At 61.3% G+C, this 22,850-nt stretch carries 15 protein-coding genes and 1 riboswitch; of the genes, 13 read left to right on the top strand and 2 right to left on the bottom strand.

Annotation, left to right across the window (positions count from 1 at the left end):
* From AB9L16_RS19220 to argR, 5 genes are all read left to right on the top strand, one after another.
* A complete protein-coding gene (locus AB9L16_RS19220) occupies positions 1–690 on the top strand; it encodes an ABC transporter permease (protein ID WP_016773583.1) in 690 nt (229 codons plus the stop codon).
* Complete coding sequence (locus AB9L16_RS19215) at positions 687–1,385, top strand: ABC transporter permease (RefSeq protein WP_024014019.1); 699 nt, start codon at positions 687–689, stop codon at positions 1,383–1,385. The genes AB9L16_RS19220 and AB9L16_RS19215 overlap by 4 nt, the downstream gene beginning before the upstream one ends.
* A 1-nt stretch (position 1,386) precedes the next feature.
* A complete protein-coding gene (locus tag AB9L16_RS19210) occupies positions 1,387–2,499 on the top strand; it encodes a succinylglutamate desuccinylase/aspartoacylase family protein (protein WP_375122562.1) in 1,113 nt (370 codons plus the stop codon).
* Positions 2,500–2,526: 27 nt separating this feature from the next.
* Positions 2,527–3,291: an ABC transporter ATP-binding protein gene (locus tag AB9L16_RS19205; RefSeq protein ID WP_007912705.1), complete on the top strand. Its 765-nt coding sequence runs from the start codon at positions 2,527–2,529 to the stop codon at positions 3,289–3,291.
* Positions 3,292–3,540: 249 nt separating this feature from the next.
* Positions 3,541–4,521 (top strand): transcriptional regulator ArgR, encoded by a 981-nt coding sequence (gene argR / locus AB9L16_RS19200; protein WP_024014018.1) that lies wholly within the window; start codon positions 3,541–3,543, stop codon positions 4,519–4,521.
* Between the two features lie 14 nt (positions 4,522–4,535).
* Here the strand turns inward: argR and AB9L16_RS19195 are convergent, their stop codons facing one another.
* A complete protein-coding gene (locus tag AB9L16_RS19195; RefSeq protein ID WP_375122561.1) occupies positions 4,536–12,299 on the bottom strand; it encodes a dermonecrotic toxin domain-containing protein in 7,764 nt (2,587 codons plus the stop codon).
* 304 nt (positions 12,300–12,603) lie between these two features.
* Between AB9L16_RS19195 and AB9L16_RS19190 the strand changes: the two genes are divergently transcribed.
* The 7 genes from AB9L16_RS19190 to astE all read left to right on the top strand — a co-directional run bounded on the left by AB9L16_RS19190 (position 12,604) and on the right by astE (position 20,511).
* Positions 12,604–13,824 (top strand): aspartate aminotransferase family protein, encoded by a 1,221-nt coding sequence (locus AB9L16_RS19190; protein ID WP_375122560.1) that lies wholly within the window; start codon positions 12,604–12,606, stop codon positions 13,822–13,824.
* A gap of 246 nt (positions 13,825–14,070) precedes the next feature.
* A complete protein-coding gene (gene aruF / locus AB9L16_RS19185) occupies positions 14,071–15,090 on the top strand; it encodes an arginine/ornithine succinyltransferase subunit alpha (RefSeq protein ID WP_024014015.1) in 1,020 nt (339 codons plus the stop codon).
* A 51-nt stretch (positions 15,091–15,141) separates the two neighbouring features.
* Positions 15,142–16,167: an arginine N-succinyltransferase gene (gene astA / locus AB9L16_RS19180; RefSeq protein ID WP_024014014.1), complete on the top strand. Its 1,026-nt coding sequence runs from the start codon at positions 15,142–15,144 to the stop codon at positions 16,165–16,167.
* Positions 16,164–17,633: a succinylglutamate-semialdehyde dehydrogenase gene (gene astD / locus AB9L16_RS19175; RefSeq protein ID WP_375123778.1), complete on the top strand. Its 1,470-nt coding sequence runs from the start codon at positions 16,164–16,166 to the stop codon at positions 17,631–17,633. Before astA ends, astD begins: the two co-directional genes overlap by 4 nt.
* Positions 17,634–17,796: 163 nt before the next feature.
* A complete protein-coding gene (gene astB / locus AB9L16_RS19170) occupies positions 17,797–19,143 on the top strand; it encodes an N-succinylarginine dihydrolase (protein ID WP_056788059.1) in 1,347 nt (448 codons plus the stop codon).
* Positions 19,144–19,200: 57 nt separating this feature from the next.
* Entirely contained in the window at positions 19,201–19,491 is a 291-nt protein-coding gene (locus AB9L16_RS19165) for a hypothetical protein (RefSeq protein WP_016773591.1), read from the top strand.
* Between the two features lie 12 nt (positions 19,492–19,503).
* A complete protein-coding gene (gene astE, locus AB9L16_RS19160; RefSeq protein ID WP_150637549.1) occupies positions 19,504–20,511 on the top strand; it encodes a succinylglutamate desuccinylase in 1,008 nt (335 codons plus the stop codon).
* 152 nt (positions 20,512–20,663) lie between these two features.
* On the opposite strand, the gene AB9L16_RS19155 is transcribed toward astE, so the two are convergent.
* Positions 20,664–21,173: a 6,7-dimethyl-8-ribityllumazine synthase gene (locus tag AB9L16_RS19155; protein ID WP_024014011.1), complete on the bottom strand. Its 510-nt coding sequence runs from the start codon at positions 21,171–21,173 to the stop codon at positions 20,664–20,666.
* Between the two features lie 103 nt (positions 21,174–21,276).
* Positions 21,277–21,448, bottom strand: a riboswitch (FMN riboswitch).
* 275 nt (positions 21,449–21,723) lie between these two features.
* On the opposite strand from AB9L16_RS19155, the gene ltaE reads away from it, so the two are divergent.
* Complete coding sequence (ltaE, locus tag AB9L16_RS19150) at positions 21,724–22,728, top strand: low-specificity L-threonine aldolase (RefSeq protein ID WP_110646700.1); 1,005 nt, start codon at positions 21,724–21,726, stop codon at positions 22,726–22,728.
* The last annotated feature ends 122 nt before the right edge of the window (positions 22,729–22,850 follow it).

The raw sequence follows: 22,850 nt of genomic DNA, 5'->3' as shown, positions 1-22,850 counted from the left end.
ATGTTGAAAGGCTACGGGGCTGTCATCCTCGATGGCGCATGGCTGACGCTTCAGCTCGCCTTGTCGTCCATGGCTCTGGCCATCGTTCTCGGGCTGATCGGTGTCGCGTTGCGCCTGTCGCCGGTGCGCTGGCTGGCGTGGCTGGGCGACCTGTATTCGACGGTGATCCGCGGCATTCCCGACCTGGTGCTGATCCTGCTGATCTTCTACGGCGGTCAGGACTTGCTCAACCGCGTTGCGCCGATGCTCGGCTATGACGACTACATCGATCTGAACCCGCTGGCCGCCGGTATCGGCACCCTCGGTTTCATCTTCGGTGCGTACCTCTCGGAAACCTTCCGTGGTGCGTTCATGGCGATCCCCAAGGGCCAGGCCGAAGCGGGCATGGCGTACGGCATGAGCAGTTTTCAGGTGTTCTTCCGGGTGATGGTGCCGCAGATGATTCGTCTGGCGATTCCCGGCTTCACCAACAACTGGCTGGTACTGACCAAGGCCACCGCGCTGATTTCCGTGGTCGGTCTGCAAGACATGATGTTCAAGGCCAAGCAGGCGGCGGATGCCACGCGCGAGCCTTTCACCTTCTTCCTCGCAGTGGCGGCGATGTACCTGGTGATCACCAGTGTCTCGTTGCTGGCATTGCGTCACCTTGAGAAGCGCTACTCGGTAGGCGTAAGGGCGGCTGATCTATGATCTTCGACTACAACGTCATCTGGGAGGCACTGCCGCTGTACTTCAGCGGCCTGCTGACCACCCTCAAACTGCTCGCGCTGTCGCTGTTCTTCGGTTTGCTCGCGGCGTTGCCGCTGGGGCTGATGCGCGTCTCGAAAAACCCGTTCGTCAATGGCGCCGCGTGGCTGTACACCTACGTGATTCGCGGCACGCCGATGCTGGTGCAGCTGTTCCTGATCTACTACGGTCTGGCCCAGTTCGAAGCGGTACGCGAAAGCTTCCTGTGGCCGTGGCTGTCCAGCGCAACGTTCTGTGCCTGCCTGGCGTTTGCGGTCAACACCAGCGCCTACACCGCAGAAATCATCGCCGGTAGCCTCAAAGCTACGCCGAACGGTGAGATCGAAGCGGCCAAGGCCATGGGCATGTCGCGCTTCAAACTGTACAAGCGCATCCTGCTGCCGTCGGCCCTGCGCCGGGCGCTGCCGCAGTACAGCAACGAAGTGATCATGATGCTGCAGACCACCAGTCTGGCGTCGATCGTGACCCTGATCGACATCACTGGCGCGGCACGTACCGTCAACGCGCAGTTCTACCTGCCGTTCGAGGCATACATCACTGCCGGCGTGTTCTACCTGTGCCTGACCTTCATTCTGGTCAAGCTGTTCAAACTGGCCGAGCGTCGCTGGTTGAGCTACCTCGCGCCACGGAAGCACTGATATGCAACGCATCGACCACCTATTGCCGTGGAGCCACCTGGGCAGCGAGCGCAAGGTTTCGGTTTTCCGTTTTGGTAGCGGCGAGCGCAAGGCCTACATCCAGGCCAGCCTGCACGCCGATGAACTGCCGGGCATGCGCACCGCCTGGGAGCTGAAAAAGCGCCTCGGCGAACTCGAAGCCCAAGGCTTGCTCAACGGCGTGATCGAGCTGGTGCCGGTGGCCAATCCGATCGGCCTCGGGCAATTGCTGCAAGGCAATTTCCAGGGCCGTTTCGAGGCGGGCAGCGGCAAGAATTTCAATCGTGATTTCGTCGAGCTCAGCGCGCCGGTCGCGGCGGCGCTGGGCGAAAAACTCGGTGATGATCCCCATGCCAATGTGCGCCTGATCCGTCAGGCAATGGCCGACCACCTGGCCGGATTGCCTGAAGCGAGCAGCCAGTTGCAAGGCATGCAACGTGTGCTGCTCAGCCACGCCTGCACCGCCGATGTGGTGCTGGACCTGCACTGCGATGCCGAAGCCGCGCTGCACATGTATGCGCTGCCGCAGCACTGGCCGCAGTGGCGTTCGCTGTCGGCGCACCTGAACGTCAAGGTTGGTCTGCTCGCGGAAGATTCCGGCGGCAGCTCGTTCGATGAAGCCTGCTCGTTGCCATGGTTGCGTCTGGCGCGGCAGTTCCCCGAGGCGCAGATTCCGCTGGCGTGTCTGGCGACGACGATCGAGCTGGGCGGGCAGGCCGACACTGGCCGCGTCGAAGCCGAGGCTTATGCTGAAGGCATTCTGGCGTTCCTTGCCGAGCAAGGTCTGATCACCGGCGAGTGGCCGGACCCGGCCTTCGAACCGTGCGAAGGCATGCCGTTCGAAGGCACCGAATTGTTGTTCGCACCCCACCCCGGTGTGGTGAGTTTTTCCCGCAGGCCTGGCGAATGGGTCGAGGCGGGCGATGAGATTTTTCAAGTGATCGACCCTGTGTCCGATCGGGTCAGCACGGTATGTGCTGGTACGTCCGGGGTGCTGTTTGCCATTGAACGGCTGCGCTATGCCCAACCCGGTTTCTGGCTGGCCAAGGTGGCGGGGCGCGAAGCGCTGCGTCACGGGCGCTTGCTCAACGACTGACTGACTGTTTTTGTGAGAACCGACCGCATGTACAAACTTGAAGTCCAAGACCTGCATAAACGCTATGGCAGTCACGAAGTGCTCAAGGGCGTGTCCCTGAAAGCCGCCGCCGGCGATGTGATCAGCATCATCGGCTCCAGTGGCTCCGGCAAAAGTACTTTCCTGCGTTGCATCAACCTGCTCGAGCAGCCGCACGCCGGCAAGATCCTGCTCAACAACGAAGAGCTGAAACTGGTGGCGAACAAGGATGGCGCGCTGAAAGCCGCTGATCCAAAACAGCTGCAACGCATGCGTTCGCGCCTGTCGATGGTGTTCCAGCATTTCAATCTGTGGTCGCACATGACCGCGATTGAAAACATCATGGAAGCGCCGGTGCACGTGCTCGGCGTACCCAAGTACGAAGCGCGCGAAAAAGCCGAGTACTACCTGAACAAGGTTGGCGTGGCCCATCGCAAAGACGCGTTCCCGGGGCACATGTCCGGCGGCGAACAGCAGCGCGTGGCGATCGCCCGTGCGCTGGCGATGGAACCGGAAGTGATGCTGTTCGACGAGCCGACTTCGGCCCTTGACCCGGAACTGGTCGGCGACGTGCTGAAAGTCATGCAGGCGCTGGCGCAGGAAGGCCGCACCATGGTCGTGGTGACCCACGAAATGGGCTTCGCCCGTGAAGTGTCGAACCAGCTGGTGTTCCTGCACAAAGGCGTCGTCGAAGAAAGCGGCAACCCGCGCGAAGTGCTGGTCAACCCGCAGTCGGAGCGCTTGCAGCAGTTTCTGTCGGGCAGCCTGAAATAAATCAGGGCTGCCGTTGCGCACCAGATTAGGTCATGCTTCGCGATCTTCTGGCTGGCTCAGATCCCTGTGGGAGCGAGCCTGCTCGCGAAAGCGGTACAACAGCCAGCAATTATGTTGACTGGTACACCGCCTTCGCGAGCAGGCTCGCTCCCACATTCTGATCTTCACCGGTTTCAGGATTTGTGTTCATTTCCGGGCTAGCATTGGCCCATGCCTTCATCACCGTTGTTCGTTTCGGATTGCCCGCCCATGACTGCCCATCGAATTGGTTTCCTGATTTGGCCCAGCACTAAAGCGTTGACGCTGGCGCTGGCGGAGGAGGCCTTGCGTGTTGCGCAGCGGGTGCACCCGGACGTGGTTTACGAACTGTCGTTCCTGCAGGCCGAGCCGCAGAGCGAAGGTGCCTGGCAATTGCCCGGCGAACCCTGGGCCGGCAAGCTCGAGAATTTCCAGAAACTGTTCCTGCTCGCCGACGAGCCGCCGACCACCCTGGCGCCGGCGCTGAGCAGTGCGCTCAAGCAACTGGTGCGTGCCGGTTGCGTGATCGGTGGTCTGTCGGCCGGTGTCTATCCGCTGGCCCAGCTCGGTTTGCTCGACGGTTATCGCGCCGCCGTGCACTGGCGCTGGCAGGACGATTTCGCTGAGCGCTTCCCGAAAGTCATCGCCACCAGCCATCTGTTCGACTGGGATCGCGATCGTCTGACCGCTTGCGGTGGCATGTCGGTGCTCGACCTGTTGCTGGCGGTGCTGGCCCGCGATCACGGTGCGGAACTGGCCGGTGCGGTGTCGGAAGAACTGGTCGTTGAGCGCATCCGCGAGGGCGGTGAGCGTCAGCGCATCCCGTTGCAGAATCGCCTCGGCTCCAGCCATCCGAAGCTCACCCAAGCGGTGTTGCTGATGGAAGCCAACATCGAAGAGCCGCTGACCACCGACGAAATCGCCCAGCATGTGTGCGTGTCCCGTCGGCAGCTGGAACGGATCTTCAAGCAATACCTCAACCGCGTGCCGAGCCAGTACTACCTGGAATTGCGCCTGAACAAGGCCCGGCAGATGTTGATGCAGACCAGCAAGTCGATCATCCAGATCGGCCTCTCGTGCGGCTTCTCCTCGGGGCCGCATTTCTCCAGCGCCTATCGCAATTTCTTCGGTGCCACGCCGCGCGAAGATCGCAACCAGCGGCGCAGCAGCAGCCCGTTCGAATTGTCGTCAGTGCCGCCGGAGCGTGGCTGAGCGCGGATCGACCCTCAATCGGTTTCCATGCCGCCGGAGAAGTCATGGAAATCCTCAATCGTCTGATACGCGGTGTCGTTGCTCGACTGCTGCTCCAGCAGGCGCAATTGATACGCCGCCTCATACCGCTGCAGGCGCTGCAAACTTTCGGCAGTCAGCGGGTTGTCGCTGAAGTCGTATTCGGTCAGCACGTCGCCGGGCTGTAAAGGAAACTCGCCCGGCAACTCGGTGATCGCGTTCCCGGACAAGTCCGCGTACATCAATCGAGGCAGTTCGAGCAGGCCGTCAGGCACCTTGCTCAAGGCACAGTTGCCCAGACGCACATCGGTCATCTGCGGGAAATGACTCAGATCCGGAGCGATGTTGAGCGGATTGTCGCTCAGGTCCACCGATCTCAGGTTTCTCAGCGTTGCGAATGCTTGCGCGGTCTGCGCAGTCAGCGTGATCTCACAGTCAGGCAGATAGAGGCTGCGCAGCCTGTCCATAGCGAAGATCGGGTTGGGAATCTCGCCTAGCGGATAATTGCGGATGTCGATGCCTTTGAGCTTCGGGAACAGCTCCAGCAGACGATCGATCCGAGGCGCAGCGGACGCTGTGGTGGTCAGTTTCAATTGTTCGATGTGGTCGAAACGCGCAGTCAGCGGCGGTAGCTCACCGGTAAACGACAACTCGCAGCTGACCCTTGGCCCTGTCAGGAACGAGGGCGCACGGCGCAGGTCGTCTTCGAGGTTTTGCCTGAAGTGCTGGCGGTTGAGTCTTTCTCTGGCTGCCGCGTCGTTCGCGAGCGGCATCTGCGTGCCAGAATCGTCGGGAAACTCGTTGGCCCAGCTATCCAAGCGTTCGAGCACGGAGGTGAGCTCGGTTTTGCGGCGCATCAGCTCAACACGTCCATCGGCCAGCGTGCCCGCAAGCTTGTAGACCAGATCGTTGGCATCGAAGCCGAACAGCGATGGATAAAGGCTTTGCGCCAGATCGATGTCTTGCTGTTGGACCCAGACACCGAAGTTGTCAGCCTTGGCCTGGAATGCGGCCTTGATCCGTTCTCTGGAAGCAACCGACAACGGGTTGCCGCCCAGTTCAATGCCGCGATCGGAATACTGCGTCAGTTGCGCCGGCAATTCGCTGATGTTGTTGTCGCTCAGCAACGCGACTTCCAGGTGCGGCAGCTGTTCCAGCCCGGCGGGAACACTATCGATGCCGGTGTTGATCAGGTCGATGAACGTCAGGTTCTGCAGGGTCGATAGATCGGGCGTCACCTGCAGAGGGTTGCTATACAAGTCCAGAGATTTCAATCGGGTCATCGTGGACAGGATCGCTTGTCCGGCAGGATCCAGAGTGATCTGGCACTTGCTCAGCATCAACCTCTCAAGCAACGGCAGGCTTGGCAGCGATTGGGGTATCCGGCCCAAGGCGAAATCCTGCAGTTCCAGTCCGCGCAGCCCGCTGAAGCTTCGGAAAAAACCATCGGGAATGTTCAGCCCCGGATTGCCCTGAAGGTTGAGATGCGTGATGTGGCTGAAGTCAGCGGTCAGTTCCGGCAATTCGCCGGTGAATGTCGCATCTGCTTCGAAAGTATTGAACCGCAGGGCTGAGTTTTCGTTTTGCCGGCCGCGCCAGAGTTTCTCAAGGTCGCTGCTGAATCTTTGTCTGGCGGCGAGTTCTGCAAATCTTTCCGGCGCAGTCCAGGGCAGCTCTGTCGAAGGGTTGTTGACCGGCAGGCGCGCGCTCCATGTGTTGAGATCACTGATCATGCGGGCAATTTCCGCCTCCCATCTGACCAGTTGTGCCGTACCGGTCTGTAATGTCCCGGGCAGGCGATAAATCATGTTGATCGCAGCGTTTTCGCCCAGTCGCGGGAACAGTCTCTGCGCCATGGCAATGTCAGCCGATGCCGGCTTGATCCGGAAGTTGCGCCCTTGTGCGGCGTAGTAGCGCTTGACGCGGTCGCGGGCATTCATGGACAGAGGATTGTCGTTCAGATAGACGCTGTCGGCCCGCTCGGGATGCAAACTGAAAACAGCGTCGGGCAGCACGGTTATCTGGTTGTTATTGAGATGGAGCTCTCGCAGCAGCGGATGCTCGGCGATGCCCTTCGGCACGCTCGTCAGTTCGCTATGGCCGAGCGAGAAGTTCGTCACCTTGGGCAGGATTGTCAGGTCTGGCGCGTTTGTCAGTGGGTTATGGCTCAGATCGAGCAACCGCAACTCGGGCAGCGCGCCAAGTACCTGCTGCCCGGCAGGGGTAAGCGTCAGCGCGCAGTCATTGAGTTTGAGCTCTTTGAGATAGTGCAGACGGCTGACGAATGAAGGGATGTCATAGAGTGTGAAAGCTTTCAGTTCCAACATCTGAAGATTCGGGAACAAGGCAGCGAACGGCTCCAGTCCCGCGATCGTCACGTTGCCCGCCAGCTTGAGGCTGGTAACGTGATCGAAGTTGACCGTCAGGCGCGGCATTTCGCCGAGGAACTTGAGGTCTGCCGCGAAAGAAGTCGTGCGCCTGCCGGTACCCATCGATCTTTCGCCCCAGAAATCCTTTATCAATTGCTTGAAGTCCGAGCGTGCGGATCGTTGCGCCAAACGCTCGCTTGCGCTCAAGGCCTGACCGGTAACCGGGTGCGCAGACGGCGTTGCCAAGGCCCAGCGGGTCAGGTCATCGCGCATCTGTTGCTGTTCTGCTTGCCAGCGAAGCAGCTGTTGGCGACCGTCGGCCAGGTCGCCGGGCAAGTCGTAAATCATCTCGCTGGCCTCTTGCTTGTTCAAACCGGGAAACAACTGCCGGGCGAGGCTCACGTCCGGCTCGGCCGCCAATACGTCGAAGTCGTTGCGATGGAGGCGGTAGTAGTTTTTGATCTGGTCGCGGGTGGCGGCCGATAGCGGGTTGTCGGCAAGGTCAATGCCGTCACTGCGCTCGGCGGGGAGGTCGAACAGCGCCTCGGGCAGTTGCGTGATGCGGTTGCCTGCGAGCACTGCGGTTCGCAACCCCGGATGGCTGGCCAGTCCTTCGGGAACGACGGTCAGCCCGCAGTTGGACAGATCGAGATAGATCAATTCGGGCAACAAATTCAGGTCGGGGAACGTACCCAACGGATTGTCGCTCAGGTCCAGTGAGTCGAGGCTGCCAAGTGACAGCAGCGCAGCCTGATTTTCCGGGGTCATGACCACGCCACAATTTTTCAGCTCCAGATCGCTCAGTTGAGGCAGTTTTGCTTCGCCCAGCGCAAGCGGTCCCAGTTCGAAACCGTTCATTTTCAGCTTGGCAAGGTTGGGGAAGCACTCCACGAAGCGCAGGGCAGCGGTGCTATTGGCGGTGCCGGTGAGGTTCAGCTGCGTCGCGCGCTCGAGACCGGCGCTGAGTATCGGCATATCCCCACTGAACGTCGCCGTTGCCCTGAGTTCTTCAAGGCGCGGGTACAGGGGCGGGCTGCGCCAGAATTGCTCGATCTGTTGCGCAAAGGATCGCCGGGCCTCCAGTTCGCGGGCCTGTGCCTCGAGGGGAAGACGTTCCCCCGACTCAGAGGCGGTCACGGTGGCCTGGTTGATCCATTGACTGAGTTCGAGATTCAGCACGCCGAGTTCATTTTCCCAGCGGGACAACTGTACGCCGCACTCCGCCAATGGCCCGGGCAATCGGTACAACACCTGTGTTGCGCCTTCCGTGTCGAGGGATGGAAACAAGGCGATGGTGCGTTGCAGAACCTCCTGCACGGGCCGGACGCCGAAGTGCCTTCCGGTGTGCTCGTAGAACACTTTTACCCGCTCGCGAGAAGCCGCCGTCAACGGGTTATCGGCGAAGGTAAAACCATCGCTGAGGGAGCTTGCCAGGTTGAAAAAACTGTCCGGTATCCGCGTGATGCGGTTGCGATCGAATTGCGCCGAAATCAGGCGCGGATGATCCAGCAGATCGTCGGGCACCGTGTGAATGCCGGTATCCGACAGGTTCACGTAGCGCAATGAAGGCAGTGTGTGCAGGTCCGGAGGCAGGCCCAGCGCATTGCCTTGCAGATCGAGCAGGGTGAGCTGCGGCATGGCCGCGAGCACTGACTCTGTGACCGTCGTCAGACTGATCCGACAATTGCGTAAGCGCAATTCGCGCAGCGAGCGCATCGAAGTCAGTGCTTGCGGCAGGCTCGACAGATTGAGATTGCGCGCATCGATATTCTGCAACTGGCTGAAGGACTGCAGAAAGCTGTCGACAGATGTGGTCATCGGGCTGCCATCAATGGCGAGCGAGGTGATATGGCTGAAGTCTGCTGACAACACGGGCAAGTCGCCCATCACCGCAGGTGTAAGGCGCAAGGCGTATCCGGCGGCAAAGCCCCGGTGATTGATACCCGTGACGTGCTCCCGTCTCCAGGCTTTGAGCAATTGTTCCCGTAGCAGCCTGCGATTCTGGATTTCGGCGCGCTTCTCCAGCGAGGTGAGCGCCGTGCCGGTTTCCGGGTGCACGGCGGGCGGATTGTTGGCCCAGACATGCAGTTCGTTCTGCAATTGCAGGTAGTCATTTTGCAAACGAAGCATTTCGGCGCGCGGGCCTGCGGGACTGCTTCGCATGCTTTCGGCGAGGAAGCGCACTTCATGGTTCGACATGCGTGGATAGAGCACCCGGATGTCTTCTTCGAGGGTGTGCGGCTGGTAAGCGGGGCGTGGCGGACGCGGAGCATGGGCGTAACCGTCGGTACCGAGCAGGCGCAGGGTGTCGATAGCCGGCGCTCGGGACGGCGTATCGGCAATCACCTGACGCCACTCGTTGCGCTCGAGCGTGCGTTCACGAATGGCCGCCTTCAGCGCCTGACCCTGGCCGATCCGCATGTCCAGGCTCTGGCGCTCGCTGTCGGGCAATGCGTACAACAGGCTGGAATAGAAATCAGCGAACGAATGCAGCTGCTGCCCACGATCGTCATAAGGTTGGTATTGGCCATCGTCGCGGCGAACCAGCACCTTGTATTCGGGCGCATCGTCACGGCCGATCGCGTCCAGTAACCGGCCCTCGTAGCGCCCGTCGCGGATTTCGATACGTACATCGCCGCTCCAGCCCGGCAACAATTTGAGGCTGTGCAGCGCCAGAGAGTCAGAGTCGTGATTGCTCACCGAATCCAGCTCAAGGCCCTCATATGCGCGGGTAACGCGCACCTCGTCACTGGCCATCTGCATGAGTGCCTGCTGGCGCGGGGGCAATTGTCCTTCGCTGATCTGCAACAGTTCGCTGCCGGTCGCGGTATCGAGCAGTTCGCGGGTAATGCTGGCCGGCAATTGGGGAGGGTGGGTCTTGAGTCGTGCCGCCAGCGGGTCGTCGAGGTGCTGAAGGGCTTGATAGTGCGACTCGAACAGCGCGCTGGTGTTGCGTCTGGCGAGGTCGGCCACTTGTTTTCGCAGGTTGTGGCTGCGGACCTCGATGGACGGCGTCGGTCCCGCGAAGGGCTCGTCCAGCAAGGTTTTGATCTGCGTCTCGTCGAGGGCTTGGAGCAGGTTTTTGAGCACGTCGCCACCGGCCAGCGTGTCGTGGCGTAGTTCGATTACCGGCAGGCTTGTGTCGGCAGACGATTGCCACAGTTGCTCGCCTTGGCGATCGAGCAGACGCAGGCACTGGTCGCCTGGCCAGCGGCCGTATTCGCTGAGCACCTCCAGTTGCATGGCCGGGTCGGCGCGCAAGAAAACTTCAGCATCAGCGCTGTCGAGCTGGTCGATGAAGCGTTGCAACTGCTGATCAATCTTGAAGCGCTGGATGCTGTCGGCCAGCAGAGGCGGAACGCTTTCCTGCTCGACATGCATTTTGCGCAACGCGTCTTCGCTGGTTCCGCTGATCTGCAGCACGGTTTCGCGCTCGCTCGCGGACAAGCTCTCGACCGCAGGGCCGATACGGCGCAGCGCGGTTGCGCCATCCCATTCCAGCGGTTGCTCCAGTTCAGTGTGCCAGGCGCCTTCGCCATTGTGGCGCAGCACCGGTTGGTAAGCGTCGGGGCGACTCGGATGTTCGATGCGGTACTGCCCCGGCACCTGACTTTTCGTGACCGCAAAGTGCGCGTCCTCCAAGGGCAGCAGAAGCTTGTCCTCATGCGCATGCAAACCCAGGGCATCGGGTTGCGAATCGGCACTCGGGCGCTGCGGATGTTTGTAGCGTTCGAGATCCGGTTGCCAGTAGCGGGTGTCACCATTGGCCAGTTGTACCGGTTTGAAGCGGTCGATGAACGCCACGATTTCCTTGGGCAATACCTTGCGGAACTCGGCCGCGCCAATCGCACCGCCGACGGCGAACATGCCCAACTGGATCATCGATTCCACGGTTCCCATCAGGTGTTCGACCGCCTCGGTCGTGCGCCCCTGCGCCCACTCGACAATGCCTTCGAATACTTCATCGAGCATCTGATAGGCCATGTACGCCATCATCGCTTCACCGAGCACCGGCACGAACGGCGCGACGATCATTGCGGCGGTCTGGGCGATGGAAGAGAGGATGTTGACCAGCGAATCCCAGAACGCCCAGCGCGCCCTTTGATCGACCAACGCAGTCGGTACGGCAATGGTTCGGGCGTCATTGAAAATCTTGTTCAGTTTTGCCTGGTACAGGTGTTGCCACACATCGTCGTAAAACGGCGTCAGCGCAGTCTGCAGATCGGGCCGCTCCACTGCGGCTTCGCGCCACGCCGGCCGAGGGTCGCCGGGTTCGTGCGGGTGCCAGCGGATTTCACTCAGCCGGCTGTTGAGGGTGCTGAAGAAGAAGCCGCGCTGGTCGTGATTGACGAAGCGGCTGAAGAACTGCTGATAGTCCCTGGAGCGCAACCGGCGCGTCAGTTCCACGACCATTTCCAATGGCGAGGCGTACTCCTTGAACGGATGTTCGGGGTCATCCGGAACGTAGGCGACGACGCGCGCTGCATTGCGTGTCATGTACAGGTCCGGGGCGAATACCACGATGCCGGTGAGCGGTGCGCAAAGCATCGTCATGTCATGACACAGCAGCGGGGCGCCGTGCACATGCAGGCCTTTCACACCGTCGAGCATGGCTTCGATCAGGCGTACCGCGTTTTCCGACACGTCGCGGTTCATCCGCGCCCATTGCAGGGCCGATTTCATCGCGGCCTTCTGGCTGGCGTCGATCTTGCCGCGCAAGACCGACGCGACCATCGGATCGGAGTAGCCCAGATTGTCTTCCAGACTGGCTTTGTATTTCGCGCCGATATCCAGTCGACGGCACAGTTTTGTGAATGCGGGAATGCTCAGTTTCGCCTTGATGTCGGGCAGGGTTTCAAACTGTCCTGTAGCCGAAGGTGCGCTAGTGAATGTCGACTCGGCTTCGAAGGCGTCGTCTTCGGTTTCCCTTTCTTCGAAGTTATGCAGTGCCGCCTCAAGCAGTGACACGGACCAGGCGCGGGCGCCGGTGCGGATCGGAAACCATGGGGTGGTGGCAGGAATGTACAGGCGCACGTAGGTGTTTCTGACATCCAGTTCCAGATCGAAGCAGCTTTTCAGCTCGGCCTTGAGCAGGGGCTCGGCGAAGGCCGCAGCGTCCTGCAAGTGCTCAAGGCTCTTGTCGACCCGGCTCTGCGCGGTGATATGCGCCGCCCCAAGACTTTTCATCAACGCATGCTGTTCGGCTGGCGCGACCTGGAGCGTGGCCGGCTGTTGCGGGACGCTGTTCTTCAGCGCTTCGCGCCGAGTGGCTGAGGTGTCGCCCAGCCAGGCCGGAATCGCGTTTTTCAGTGGTTGGTAATGCTCGTCCGCATGTTGCGCGTCATGTGCGGCATCCGGGGTTGTCGATGGGGGTGCTTCAGACAAATGCATGGCCATTCCTTGGCGTTGGGAAGAACCCTCAGCAAATCAGCGGCAAGCGACCACCGTGCGGTAGATATTTATGTCTCTGCCGTGGGGGCTGACTTGGTATCCTGCGCGGCCTGCCGCAAATCGGCCGCGCCCGGTAAACTGCGCCTTTGCGACGCTATATGTCGCATTGCCGTAAACCCGGGAAAATCCGGGGTTTGCGCTATAAGAAGTTGTCGCTTGGCGACAAGGCCGGGCACCCAACTGTCCTTACAATCCCCTCATCGCTCGCCAGTTCCAGGCGGGTGTTCCTCTTCAGGAGACTCCGATGTCCGTTGAGCACGCTGCGGTACAACGCGCCGATTTCGACCAGGTAATGGTTCCCAACTACGCGCCTGCCGCTTTCATTCCGGTGCGTGGCGCCGGTTCCCGGGTCTGGGATCAGGCCGGCCGCGAGCTGATCGACTTCGCCGGCGGGATTGCCGTCAACGTTTTGGGCCACGCGCATCCGGCGCTGGTCGGCGCGTTGACCGAACAGGCGAACAAGCTGTGGCACGTGTCCAACGTGTTCACCAACGAACCGGCCCTGCGTCTGGCGCACAAGCTGATCGACGCCACGTTTGCCGAGCGCGTGTTCTTCTGCAACTCCGGCGCCGAAGCCAACGAGGCCGCGTTCAAGCTGGCCCGTCGCGTCGCATTCGACCGTTTCGGCACCGAGAAATACGAAATCATCGCCGCGCTGAACAGCTTCCACGGCCGTACCCTGTTCACCGTCAACGTCGGTGGCCAGTCGAAGTACTCCGACGGTTTCGGCCCGAAAATCACTGGCATCACCCACGTTCCCTACAACGATCTGGCCGCGCTGAAAGCCGCGGTGTCCGAGAAGACCTGCGCGGTCGTGCTCGAGCCGATCCAGGGCGAGGGCGGCGTGCTGCCGGCCGAGCTGGCTTACCTGCAAGGTGCCCGCGAACTGTGCGACGCGAACAACGCGCTGCTGGTGTTCGACGAAGTGCAGACCGGCATGGGCCGCAGCGGCAAGCTGTTCGCCTACCAGCATTACGGCGTGACCCCGGACATCCTCACCAGCGCCAAGAGCCTGGGCGGTGGTTTCCCGATCGCGGCAATGATAACCACCGAAGCGCTGGCCAAACATCTGGTCGTCGGCACCCACGGCACCACTTACGGCGGCAACCCGCTGGCCTGCGCCGTCGCCGAAGCGGTGATCGACGTGGTCAACACCCCTGAGGTGCTGAATGGCGTGAACGCCAAGCACGACAAGTTCAAGACCCGCCTGCAACAGATCGGCGAGAAATACGGCCTGTTCACTCAGGTGCGTGGTCTCGGTCTGCTGATCGGTTGCGTGCTGAGCGAAGCGTGGAAAGGCAAGGCCAAGGACATCTTCAACGCCGCCGAACAGGAAGGCCTGATGATTCTCCAGGCTGGCCCGGACGTGATCCGTTTCGCCCCGAGCCTGGTGGTGGAAGATGCCGATATCGATGCCGGTCTCGACCGCTTCGAACGTGCTGCGGCGAAGTTGACGCAAGCCTGATGGACCTTTCGGCGCCTGGAGTTTTTCCGGCGCCGAACCAATTTTTGATACCGGGCACATTCACCTGTTGGATTGAACCTGTGGTGAGGGGATTTATCCCCGAAGGGCTGCGCAGCGGCCCCAGATTTTTGGGGGTGCTTCGCCCCCCAGCGGGGATAAATCCCCTCGCCACAAGTCCCATTCCTGCATCGATCTTTATGTGGGCCCGGTTTTTTCTGTGAATATTGAAGAGAAAGGAGTGACACCATGCTGGTGATGCGCCCCGCGCAAATGGCTGATCTGGGCGAGGTACAGCGTCTGGCTGCGGACAGCCCGATTGGTGTCACTTCCTTGCCGGATGACGTGGAACGTCTGAGCGACAAGATCGCCGCGAGCGAAGCCTCGTTCGCCGCCGAAGTGAGCTTCAACGGTGAAGAGAGTTACTTCTTCGTCCTCGAAGACTCGAGCACCGGCAAACTGGTCGGCTGCTCGGCCATTGTCGCTTCCGCCGGTTATTCGGAGCCGTTCTACAGCTTCCGTAACGAGACCTTCGTCCACGCCTCCCGCGAGCTGAAGATCCACAACAAGATCCACGTGCTCTCGCAGTGCCACGACCTGACCGGCAACAGCTTGCTGACCAGTTTCTATGTGCAGCGCGAGCTGGTCGGATCGCCGTGGGCCGAGCTCAATTCCCGTGGCCGTCTGCTGTTCGTCGCCAGCCATCCAGAGCGTTTTGCCGATTCGGTGGTGACCGAGATCGTCGGTTACAGCGACGAGAATGGCGACTCGCCGTTCTGGGATGCGATCGGGCGTAACTTCTTCGACCTCAACTACGCCGAGGCCGAGCGCCTGTGCGGGCTGAAAAGCCGCACCTTCCTCGCCGAGCTGATGCCGCATTACCCGATCTACGTGCCGCTGCTGCCGGATTCCGCCCAAGAGGCGATGGGCCAGGTGCACCCGCGTGCGCAGATCACTTTCGACATCCTGATGCGCGAAGGCTTCGAAACCGATCACTACATCGACATCTTCGACGGCGGCCCGACCCTGCATGCACGGGTTTCCGGGATCCGTTCGATCGCCCAGAGCCGCGTAGTGCCGGTGAAGATCGGCGAGCCGGTCAAAGGTGCCGGGCGTCAATACCTGGTAGCCAATGCGCAGTTGCAGGATTACCGCGCGGTGTTGCTGGAGCTGGATTACGCGCCGGGCAAACCGGTGACGCTGGATATGGAAGCGGCCGAAGCCCTGGGCGTCGGTGAAGGTGCCAGCGTGCGCCTGGTGGCGGTTTAACGCCTTAGCGAGTTTCACGGGTGGCGCGAGCGGCCCGTTTGAGGAGATAGCATGATTGTTCGTCCCGTACGCAGCAGCGATTTATCCGCGCTGATCGACCTGGCCCGCAGCACCGGCACCGGCCTGACCACATTGCCGGCCAACGAAGAGCGCCTGACCCACCGGGTCGGCTGGGCCGAGAAGACCTTTCGCGGCGAAGCCGGGCGTGGCGATGCGGACTATCTGTTCGTGCTCGAAGACGATGACGGCCGCGTGGTGGGGATTTCCGCCATCGCCGGCGCGGTCGGCCTGCGTGAGCCCTGGTACAACTTCCGCGTCGGACTGACGGTCAGCGCTTCGCAAGAGCTGAACATCTACCGCGAAATCCCGACGCTGTTTCTGGCCAACGACCTGACCGGCAATTCCGAGCTGTGCTCGCTGTTCCTGCACGCTGATTACCGCAACGGCCTCAACGGCCGGATGCTGTCCAAGGCGCGCATGCTGTTCATCGCTGAGTTCCCGGAGCTGTTCGGTAACAAGATCATCGCCGAAATGCGTGGCGTGTCCGATGACGCCGGGCGCTCGCCGTTCTGGGAAAGCCTCGGTCGGCACTTCTTCAAGATGGAATTCAGCCAGGCCGATTACCTGACCGGCGTCGGCAACAAGGCGTTCATCGCCGAACTGATGCCGAAATTCCCGCTGTACACCTGCTTCCTTTCGCCGGACGCGCGCAACGTCATCGGCCAGGTGCACCCGGACACCGAGCCGGCGCTGGCCATGCTCAAGAGCGAAGGCTTCAGCTACCAGGGTTACGTCGACATCTTCGACGCCGGCCCGGCCATCGAATGCGAAACCAGCAAGATCCGCGCGGTGCGTGACAGCGAAGCGCTGGTGCTGGCCGTCGGCACGCCGGGCGATGACGCCACGCCGTTCATCATCCACAACCGCAAGCGCGAGGATTGCCGCATCACGGCTGCACCAGCGCGCCTGGCTGCGGGCACCCTGGTGGTCGATCCGCAGACCGCGAAACGTCTTCAACTCAGCGCCGGCGATCAGGTTCGCGCCGTGGCGCTGTCCGCTGCACGGGAGTCGAAATAATGAATTCGCTATACATCGCAGGTGAGTGGCTGGCCGGTCAGGGCGAGGCCTTTCAATCGCTGAACCCGGTGACCCAGCAAGTGCTGTGGGCGGGCGAGGGCGCCACTGCTGCGCAGGTCGAATCGGCGGTTCAGGCTGCTCGCCAGGCATTTCCTCAGTGGGCACGTCGCACCCTCGAGGAGCGCATCAGCGTCCTCGAAGCTTTCGCCGCTGCGTTGAAAAACCACGCTGACGAACTGGCTCGCACCATCGGCGAAGAAACCGGCAAACCGCTGTGGGAAGCTGCGACCGAAGTCACCAGCATGGTCAACAAGATCGCGATTTCGGTGCAGAGCTACCGCGAGCGCACCGGCGAGAAGAGCGGCCCATTGGGCGACGCCACCGCCGTGTTGCGCCACAAGCCCCACGGCGTGGTTGCGGTGTTTGGTCCTTATAACTTTCCCGGTCACCTGCCTAACGGTCATATCGTCCCGGCGCTGCTGGCCGGTAACAGCGTGCTGTTCAAGCCCAGCGAACTGACACCGAAAGTCGCCGAGCTGACGGTCAAGTGCTGGATCGAAGCCGGCCTGCCGGCAGGCGTGTTGAACCTGCTGCAAGGCGCGCGGGAAACCGGTATCGCGCTGGCGGCGAATCCGGGCATCGACGGTCTGTTCTTCACCGGTTCGAGCCGCACCGGCAATCACCTGCACCAGCAATTCGCCGGGCGTCCGGACAAGATCCTCGCCCTGGAGATGGGCGGCAACAACCCGCTGGTGGTCGATCAGGTTGCTGATCTGGACGCGGCGGTGTACACCATCATTCAGTCGGCATTCATTTCCGCCGGCCAGCGCTGCACTTGCGCCCGGCGTCTGCTGGTGCCGCAAGGCGCGTGGGGCGACAGCCTGCTCAAGCGTCTGGTTGAAGTCAGTTCGACCATTGAAGTCGGTGCCTTCGATCAGCAACCGGCGCCGTTCATGGGCTCGGTGATTTCCCTCGGCGCGGCGAAAGCGCTGATGGATGCGCAAGAGCAATTGCTGGCCAACGGCGCGGTGGCGCTGCTGGAAATGAGTCAGCCACAGGCGCAGTCGGCTTTGCTGACCCCGGGCATTGTCGATGTAACGGCCGTGGCTGAGCGTCCGGACGAAGAACTGTTCGGGCCGCTGCTGCAAGTGATCCGCTATGCCGATTTCGGCGCGGCGATCAGTGAAGCCAACAACACCGCTTATGGACTGGCCGCCGGTTTGCTCTCCGATTCCGAAGCGCGTTACCAGCAGTTCTGGCTGGAAAGCCGCGCCGGCATCGTCAACTGGAACAAACAGCTGACTGGTGCCGCGAGCAGCGCGCCGTTCGGCGGTGTCGGCGCCTCGGGCAACCACCGCGCCAGCGCCTATTACGCAGCGGATTACTGCGCGTACCCGGTGGCGTCGCTGGAAACCCCGAGCCTGGTGTTGCCATCGGCTCTGACGCCTGGCGTGAAAATGGCGTAGCGCCCATTCGCGAGCAGGCTCGCTCCCACAGGTTCAGTGGTGTTCACACATTTTGTGTCCAACCTAAATCCTGTGGGAGCGAGCCTGCTCGCGAAGGCCGCGCCTCGGTCGCAAAGAATAGTTACTGAAGCCTATAACAACAGATTCTCGTGGAGCCTCGCTGATGAAATCCTATGAAGTCAATTTTGACGGTCTAGTGGGGCCGACCCATAACTACGGTGGTCTGTCCTACGGCAACGTCGCCTCGCAGAGCAACAGTCAGCAATCCTCGAACCCGAAGGAAGCGGCGCTGCAAGGTCTGGCAAAAATGAAAGCGCTGATGGACATGGGCTTTCAGCAAGGCGTGCTGGCTCCGCAGGAACGTCCTGATGTGGCGGCGCTGCGCCGTCTGGGCTTCAGCGGCACTGACGCGCAAGTGATCGAGCGCGCCGCCAAAGAAGCGATGCCGCTGCTGGTCGCCAGTTGCTCGGCGTCGAGCATGTGGGTGGCCAACGCTGCTACGGTCAGCCCGAGTGCCGACACCGCTGACGGCCGCGTTCACTTCACCGCTGCCAACCTCAATTGCAAATATCACCGCAGCATCGAACACCCGACCACCAGCCGCGTGCTCGGCGCGATGTTCGCCGATCAACAGCACTTCGCCCATCACGCCGCATTGCCGGCGGTGGCGCAGTTCGGCGACGAAGGCGCGGCCAACCACACGCGTTTCTGCCGTGAGTACGGCGAGGCGGGCGTCGAGTTTTTCGTGTTCGGCCGCAGTGCGTTCGACAACCGTTTCCCGGCGCCGCAGAAATACCCTGCACGCCAGACCCTCGAAGCCTCGCAAGCCGTCGCGCGTCTGCACGGTCTGCGTGACGAAGGCGTGGTCTACGCGCAACAGAATCCCAACGTCATCGATCAGGGCGTGTTCCACAACGACGTGATCGCTGTGGGCAACGGTGAAGTGCTGTTCTATCACGAGGACGCGTTCCTCGAGACCGACAAGATGCTCGCCGAACTGCAAGGCAAACTGGCCAAGGTCGGTGGTAACTTCCAGTCCGTTTGCGTGCCGCGTTCGGCAGTCACCGTGGATGACGCGGTGCGTTCCTACCTGTTCAACAGCCAGTTGCTCTCGCGTCCTGACGGTTCGATGCTGCTGATCGTGCCGCAGGAATGCCAGGCCAACGAACGCGTCTGGGCTTATCTGCAAAGCCTGACCAGCTCCGGCGGAATGATCCGCGAAGTTAAAGTCTTCGATCTCAAGCAAAGCATGCAGAACGGCGGTGGCCCGGCGTGCCTGCGTCTGCGCGTGGCGCTGAATGAAACCGAACTGGCGGCGGTCAACCCAGGCGTTATCATGACGGCCCCGTTGTACGGTTCGTTGACCGCATGGGTTGAAAAGCACTACCGCGACCGCCTGAGCGAAACCGATCTGGCGGACCCGCAATTGTTGCTTGAATGCCGGACGGCACTGGATGAACTGACGCAAATCCTTAAACTGGGCGCGGTTTATCCCTTCCAGATCAATTGATCGCCAGCGCGCTGCCTGAACGTGGCGCGCGGCGTGTCACCCCAAGAGAGTAAAAACATGAGCGATTCCCTGCAGCTGATCCTTGAAGACACCGACGGCACGCAATTGCAAACCTCGTGCACCCGCGTTGCGGTCATGTGGCAAGGCAAAGAGCTGTGGATCCAGCAGGACGGCCGTGGCCAGCTGCTGATCGGCGTGGACGTCGAGGAAGGTGACGAAGAGTACGCCAACCTGCTGCTGCGCCCATTGGCGACTAATCTGGTAAGTCTGCAACTGGAAATGGAACCGGCTGACCTCGGCGCTGACGAGGATCACGTACACGGCCCGGATTGCAACCACGACCACTAAGGAAACCGCTCTATGCTCGCCCTCGGCAAACTGCTTGAACTGACCCTCGCCGGCCGCGAACCGGCGGAGAAGACTCAACTGACTGTCGAAGGCGTGCGCATGCGGTGGTTGAGCGAAGGGGCGCTGGAAGTGCGGCCCCCGGAAGCGCGCGACAATGGCCTGGACCTGCTGCTGTCGGCAGGCATCCATGGCAATGAAACGGCACCGATCGAGTTGCTCGATCGGCTGCTGCACGACATCGCACGCGGCGATCTCAAGCCGCGCGCACGCATTCTGTTCCTGTTCGGCAACCCGGAAGCCATCCGCAAGGGCGAGCGTTTCGTCGAGCAGGACGTCAATCGACTGTTCAACGGTCGCCACGAACAAAGCAGCGGCTCGGAAGCGTTGCGCGCCTGTGAGCTGGAACGGCTGGCGGCGAGTTTCTTCAGCAAGCCCGATCGCGAGCGTCTGCACTACGACCTGCACACGGCGATTCGTGGGTCGAAGATCGAACAGTTCGCCTTGTACCCGTGGAAGGAAGGGCGCCAGCATTCCCGTCGCGAACTGGCGCGCCTGCGCGCCGCCGGCATGGAAGCAGTGCTGTTGCAGAACAAACCGTCGATCGTCTTCAGTTCGTACACCTACGACAAACTCGACGCCGAGGCTTTCACTCTGGAACTGGGCAAGGCGCGGCCGTTCGGGCAGAACGATGGCGTCAACGTCTCACTGCTGGAAACCCGCCTGAAGCAGATCATCGAAGGCGCTGAGCCGGAGACAGAAGAAGGGCTGGATGGTTTGCAGCTGTTCAGCGTGGCGCGGGAAATCATCAAGCACAGCGATGCGTTCCGCCTGAACCTGCCGGCGGACATCGAAAACTTTTCCGAGCTGGAACCGGGTTATGTGCTGGCCGAAGACCTGGCCAATACCCGCTGGGTGATCGAAGAGCAGGGCGCACGAATCATCTTCCCCAACCCCAAGGTCAAGAACGGCCTGCGCGCCGGCATTCTGATCGTCCCGACCACCGACGAAAACCTCGCCTGATAGCGACATCTGAATCGGCACAAAACCAATGTGGGAGCGAGCCTGCTCGCGAAAGCGGTCTACCAGTCAACTTGTCGTCGGCTGGCAGTCCCTCTTCGCGAGCAGGCTCGCTCCCACATTTGATTTGAGTGAGGTCAAAAACTCACTCGACGTTACACGGCTACCGCACGCGGCTCGGTGCGGCGCAACGCGCGAATCTTCTGCAACGTATCCGCGCAAGTCCGCGCCGCTTCCTGACCCTTGTGCACAAAGTGCTCGAAGAAGAACTTCTGATGCTCTTCGCCCGAATGGAAGTGGTGCGGGGTGAGCGATACCGAGAACACCGGCACTTCGGTTTCCAGCTGCACCTGCATCAGGCCGCTGACCACCGATTGCGCGACGAACTCGTGACGGTAAATGCCGCCGTCCACCACCAGGGCGGCGGCGACGATGCCGGCGTAACGGCCAGATTTGGCCAGCAGCTTTGCGTGCAGCGGCATTTCAAAGGCGCCGCCGACTTCAAAAAAGTCGATGTCCGCTTCCTGATAACCCTGCACCAGCATTTCAGCGACGAAGCCTTTACGGCTCTGGTCGACGATTTCCTTGTGCCAGCAGGCCTGGATGAACGCGACGCGCTCGCCCTGGGGGTGTTTGCTTTTGCTGTCGATAGCGGTGGGTTGCATGTTCTGACTCCTGTTTGTGTGAAAAACAGGGCGTTATGAATCGAAAGGGATGCAAGGGTGCGAACGCAGGCACGGATGCACGCGGACGGCCCTTTGGCGTCGATCCCGTTCTCTCTTCATCCGGACTATGACCGTCGGCCCCGGAATCACACCGGGTCTGCTGACCTTGCCGACGCACCCGACTCAAGTCGTGTGCAGCGCCAAGCGCTCGCGGGCTATGCGCATTGCGCGCAATTACCGCCGGTGGGGAATTGCACCCCGCCCTGAGAACGTTTCGCCGCCCATAGGCGGGCGGCGGCAAGTTTGTAACACATATTTCCCGGCCATGCACATGACACTGCGAGAGCGAGCCCGCTCGCGAAAGCGGCTTCACATTCAACGAATATGCTGACTGTTACTCCGCTTTCGCGTTCAGGCTCGCTCCCACATGGGCTTTGTCTTCTCGAGGAAGAATGGGATTTTTCCTCGTTCTAGGGTTGATTAATCTGTGCGATGACCGCAGTAATCCCACTTCACAAAGGGATTTCCCATCTGACCAGAGGCCAGGTTCATGAGCGTTATCGATCTTCGCAGCGACACCGTCACCCAACCGACTCCCGCCATGCTCGACGCGATGACCGCAGCGGACACCGGCGACGATGTGTACGGCGAAGATCCGACGGTCAATCGCCTCGAGGCCGAACTGGCCAAGCGTCTGGGCTTTGCCGCCGCGCTGTTCGTGCCGACCGGGACCATGAGCAACCTGCTCGGCCTGATGGCGCACTGCGAGCGTGGCGACGAATACATCGTCGGTCAGCAGGCGCACACCTATAAGTACGAAGGTGGCGGGGCGGCGGTGCTCGGCTCGATTCAGCCGCAGCCGCTGGAGGTGCAGGCCGACGGTTCACTGGATCTGGATCAGGTCGCCGCCGCGATCAAACCGGACGATTTCCATTTCGCCCGCACGCGTTTGCTGGCGCTGGAAAACACAATGCAGGGCAAAGTGCTGCCGCTGGAATATCTGGCGCGCGCGCGACGCTTTACTCAGGAACACGGCCTGCAATTGCACCTGGACGGCGCGCGGCTGTACAACGCGGCGGTCAAGCTTGGCGTCGATGCCCGGGAGATCACCCAGCATTTCGATTCGGTGTCGGTGTGCCTCTCCAAAGGCCTCGGCGCACCGGTCGGTTCGGTGCTGTGCGGTTCCGAGCAACTGATCGGCAAGGCGCGGCGTTTGCGCAAAATGGTCGGTGGCGGCATGCGTCAGGCCGGGTTGCTCGCGGCGGCTGGCTTGTACGCGCTGGATCATCACGTCGAACGGCTCGCGGATGACCATGCCAACGCGCAGTTGCTCGCCGAGGGGCTGCGTGAGGCCGGTTTCGTCGTCGAGCCCGTGCAAACCAACATGGTTTATGTGCAAATGGGCGACAGGGCCGCAGCACTCAAGGATTTTGCCGGCGAACGCGGGATCAGGCTCAGCGCCGCTGCGCGCTTGCGCATGGTCACGCACATGGACGTAAGCCGCGCGCAAATCGAGCAAGTGATCGCGACATTCGTCGAGTTTTCACGCAAGTGACAGCGTCAGCCGTCCAATTGACCGTTTCTATCGTATAAACACGCTGTACCCCGCGCGCAGGGCCGATATAATGCGGCCCTTTGCCGTCGCTTCGTCTCATGACGTTTCGAACAGGCCTTTGG

This window comes from Pseudomonas sp. LW8, from assembly GCF_041956865.1.
GTDB classification, from domain to species: domain Bacteria; phylum Pseudomonadota; class Gammaproteobacteria; order Pseudomonadales; family Pseudomonadaceae; genus Aquipseudomonas; species Aquipseudomonas siliginis.
Note: the sequence above shows the minus strand (reverse complement) of the source record. Positions and strands in the feature narration are given on the sequence as shown.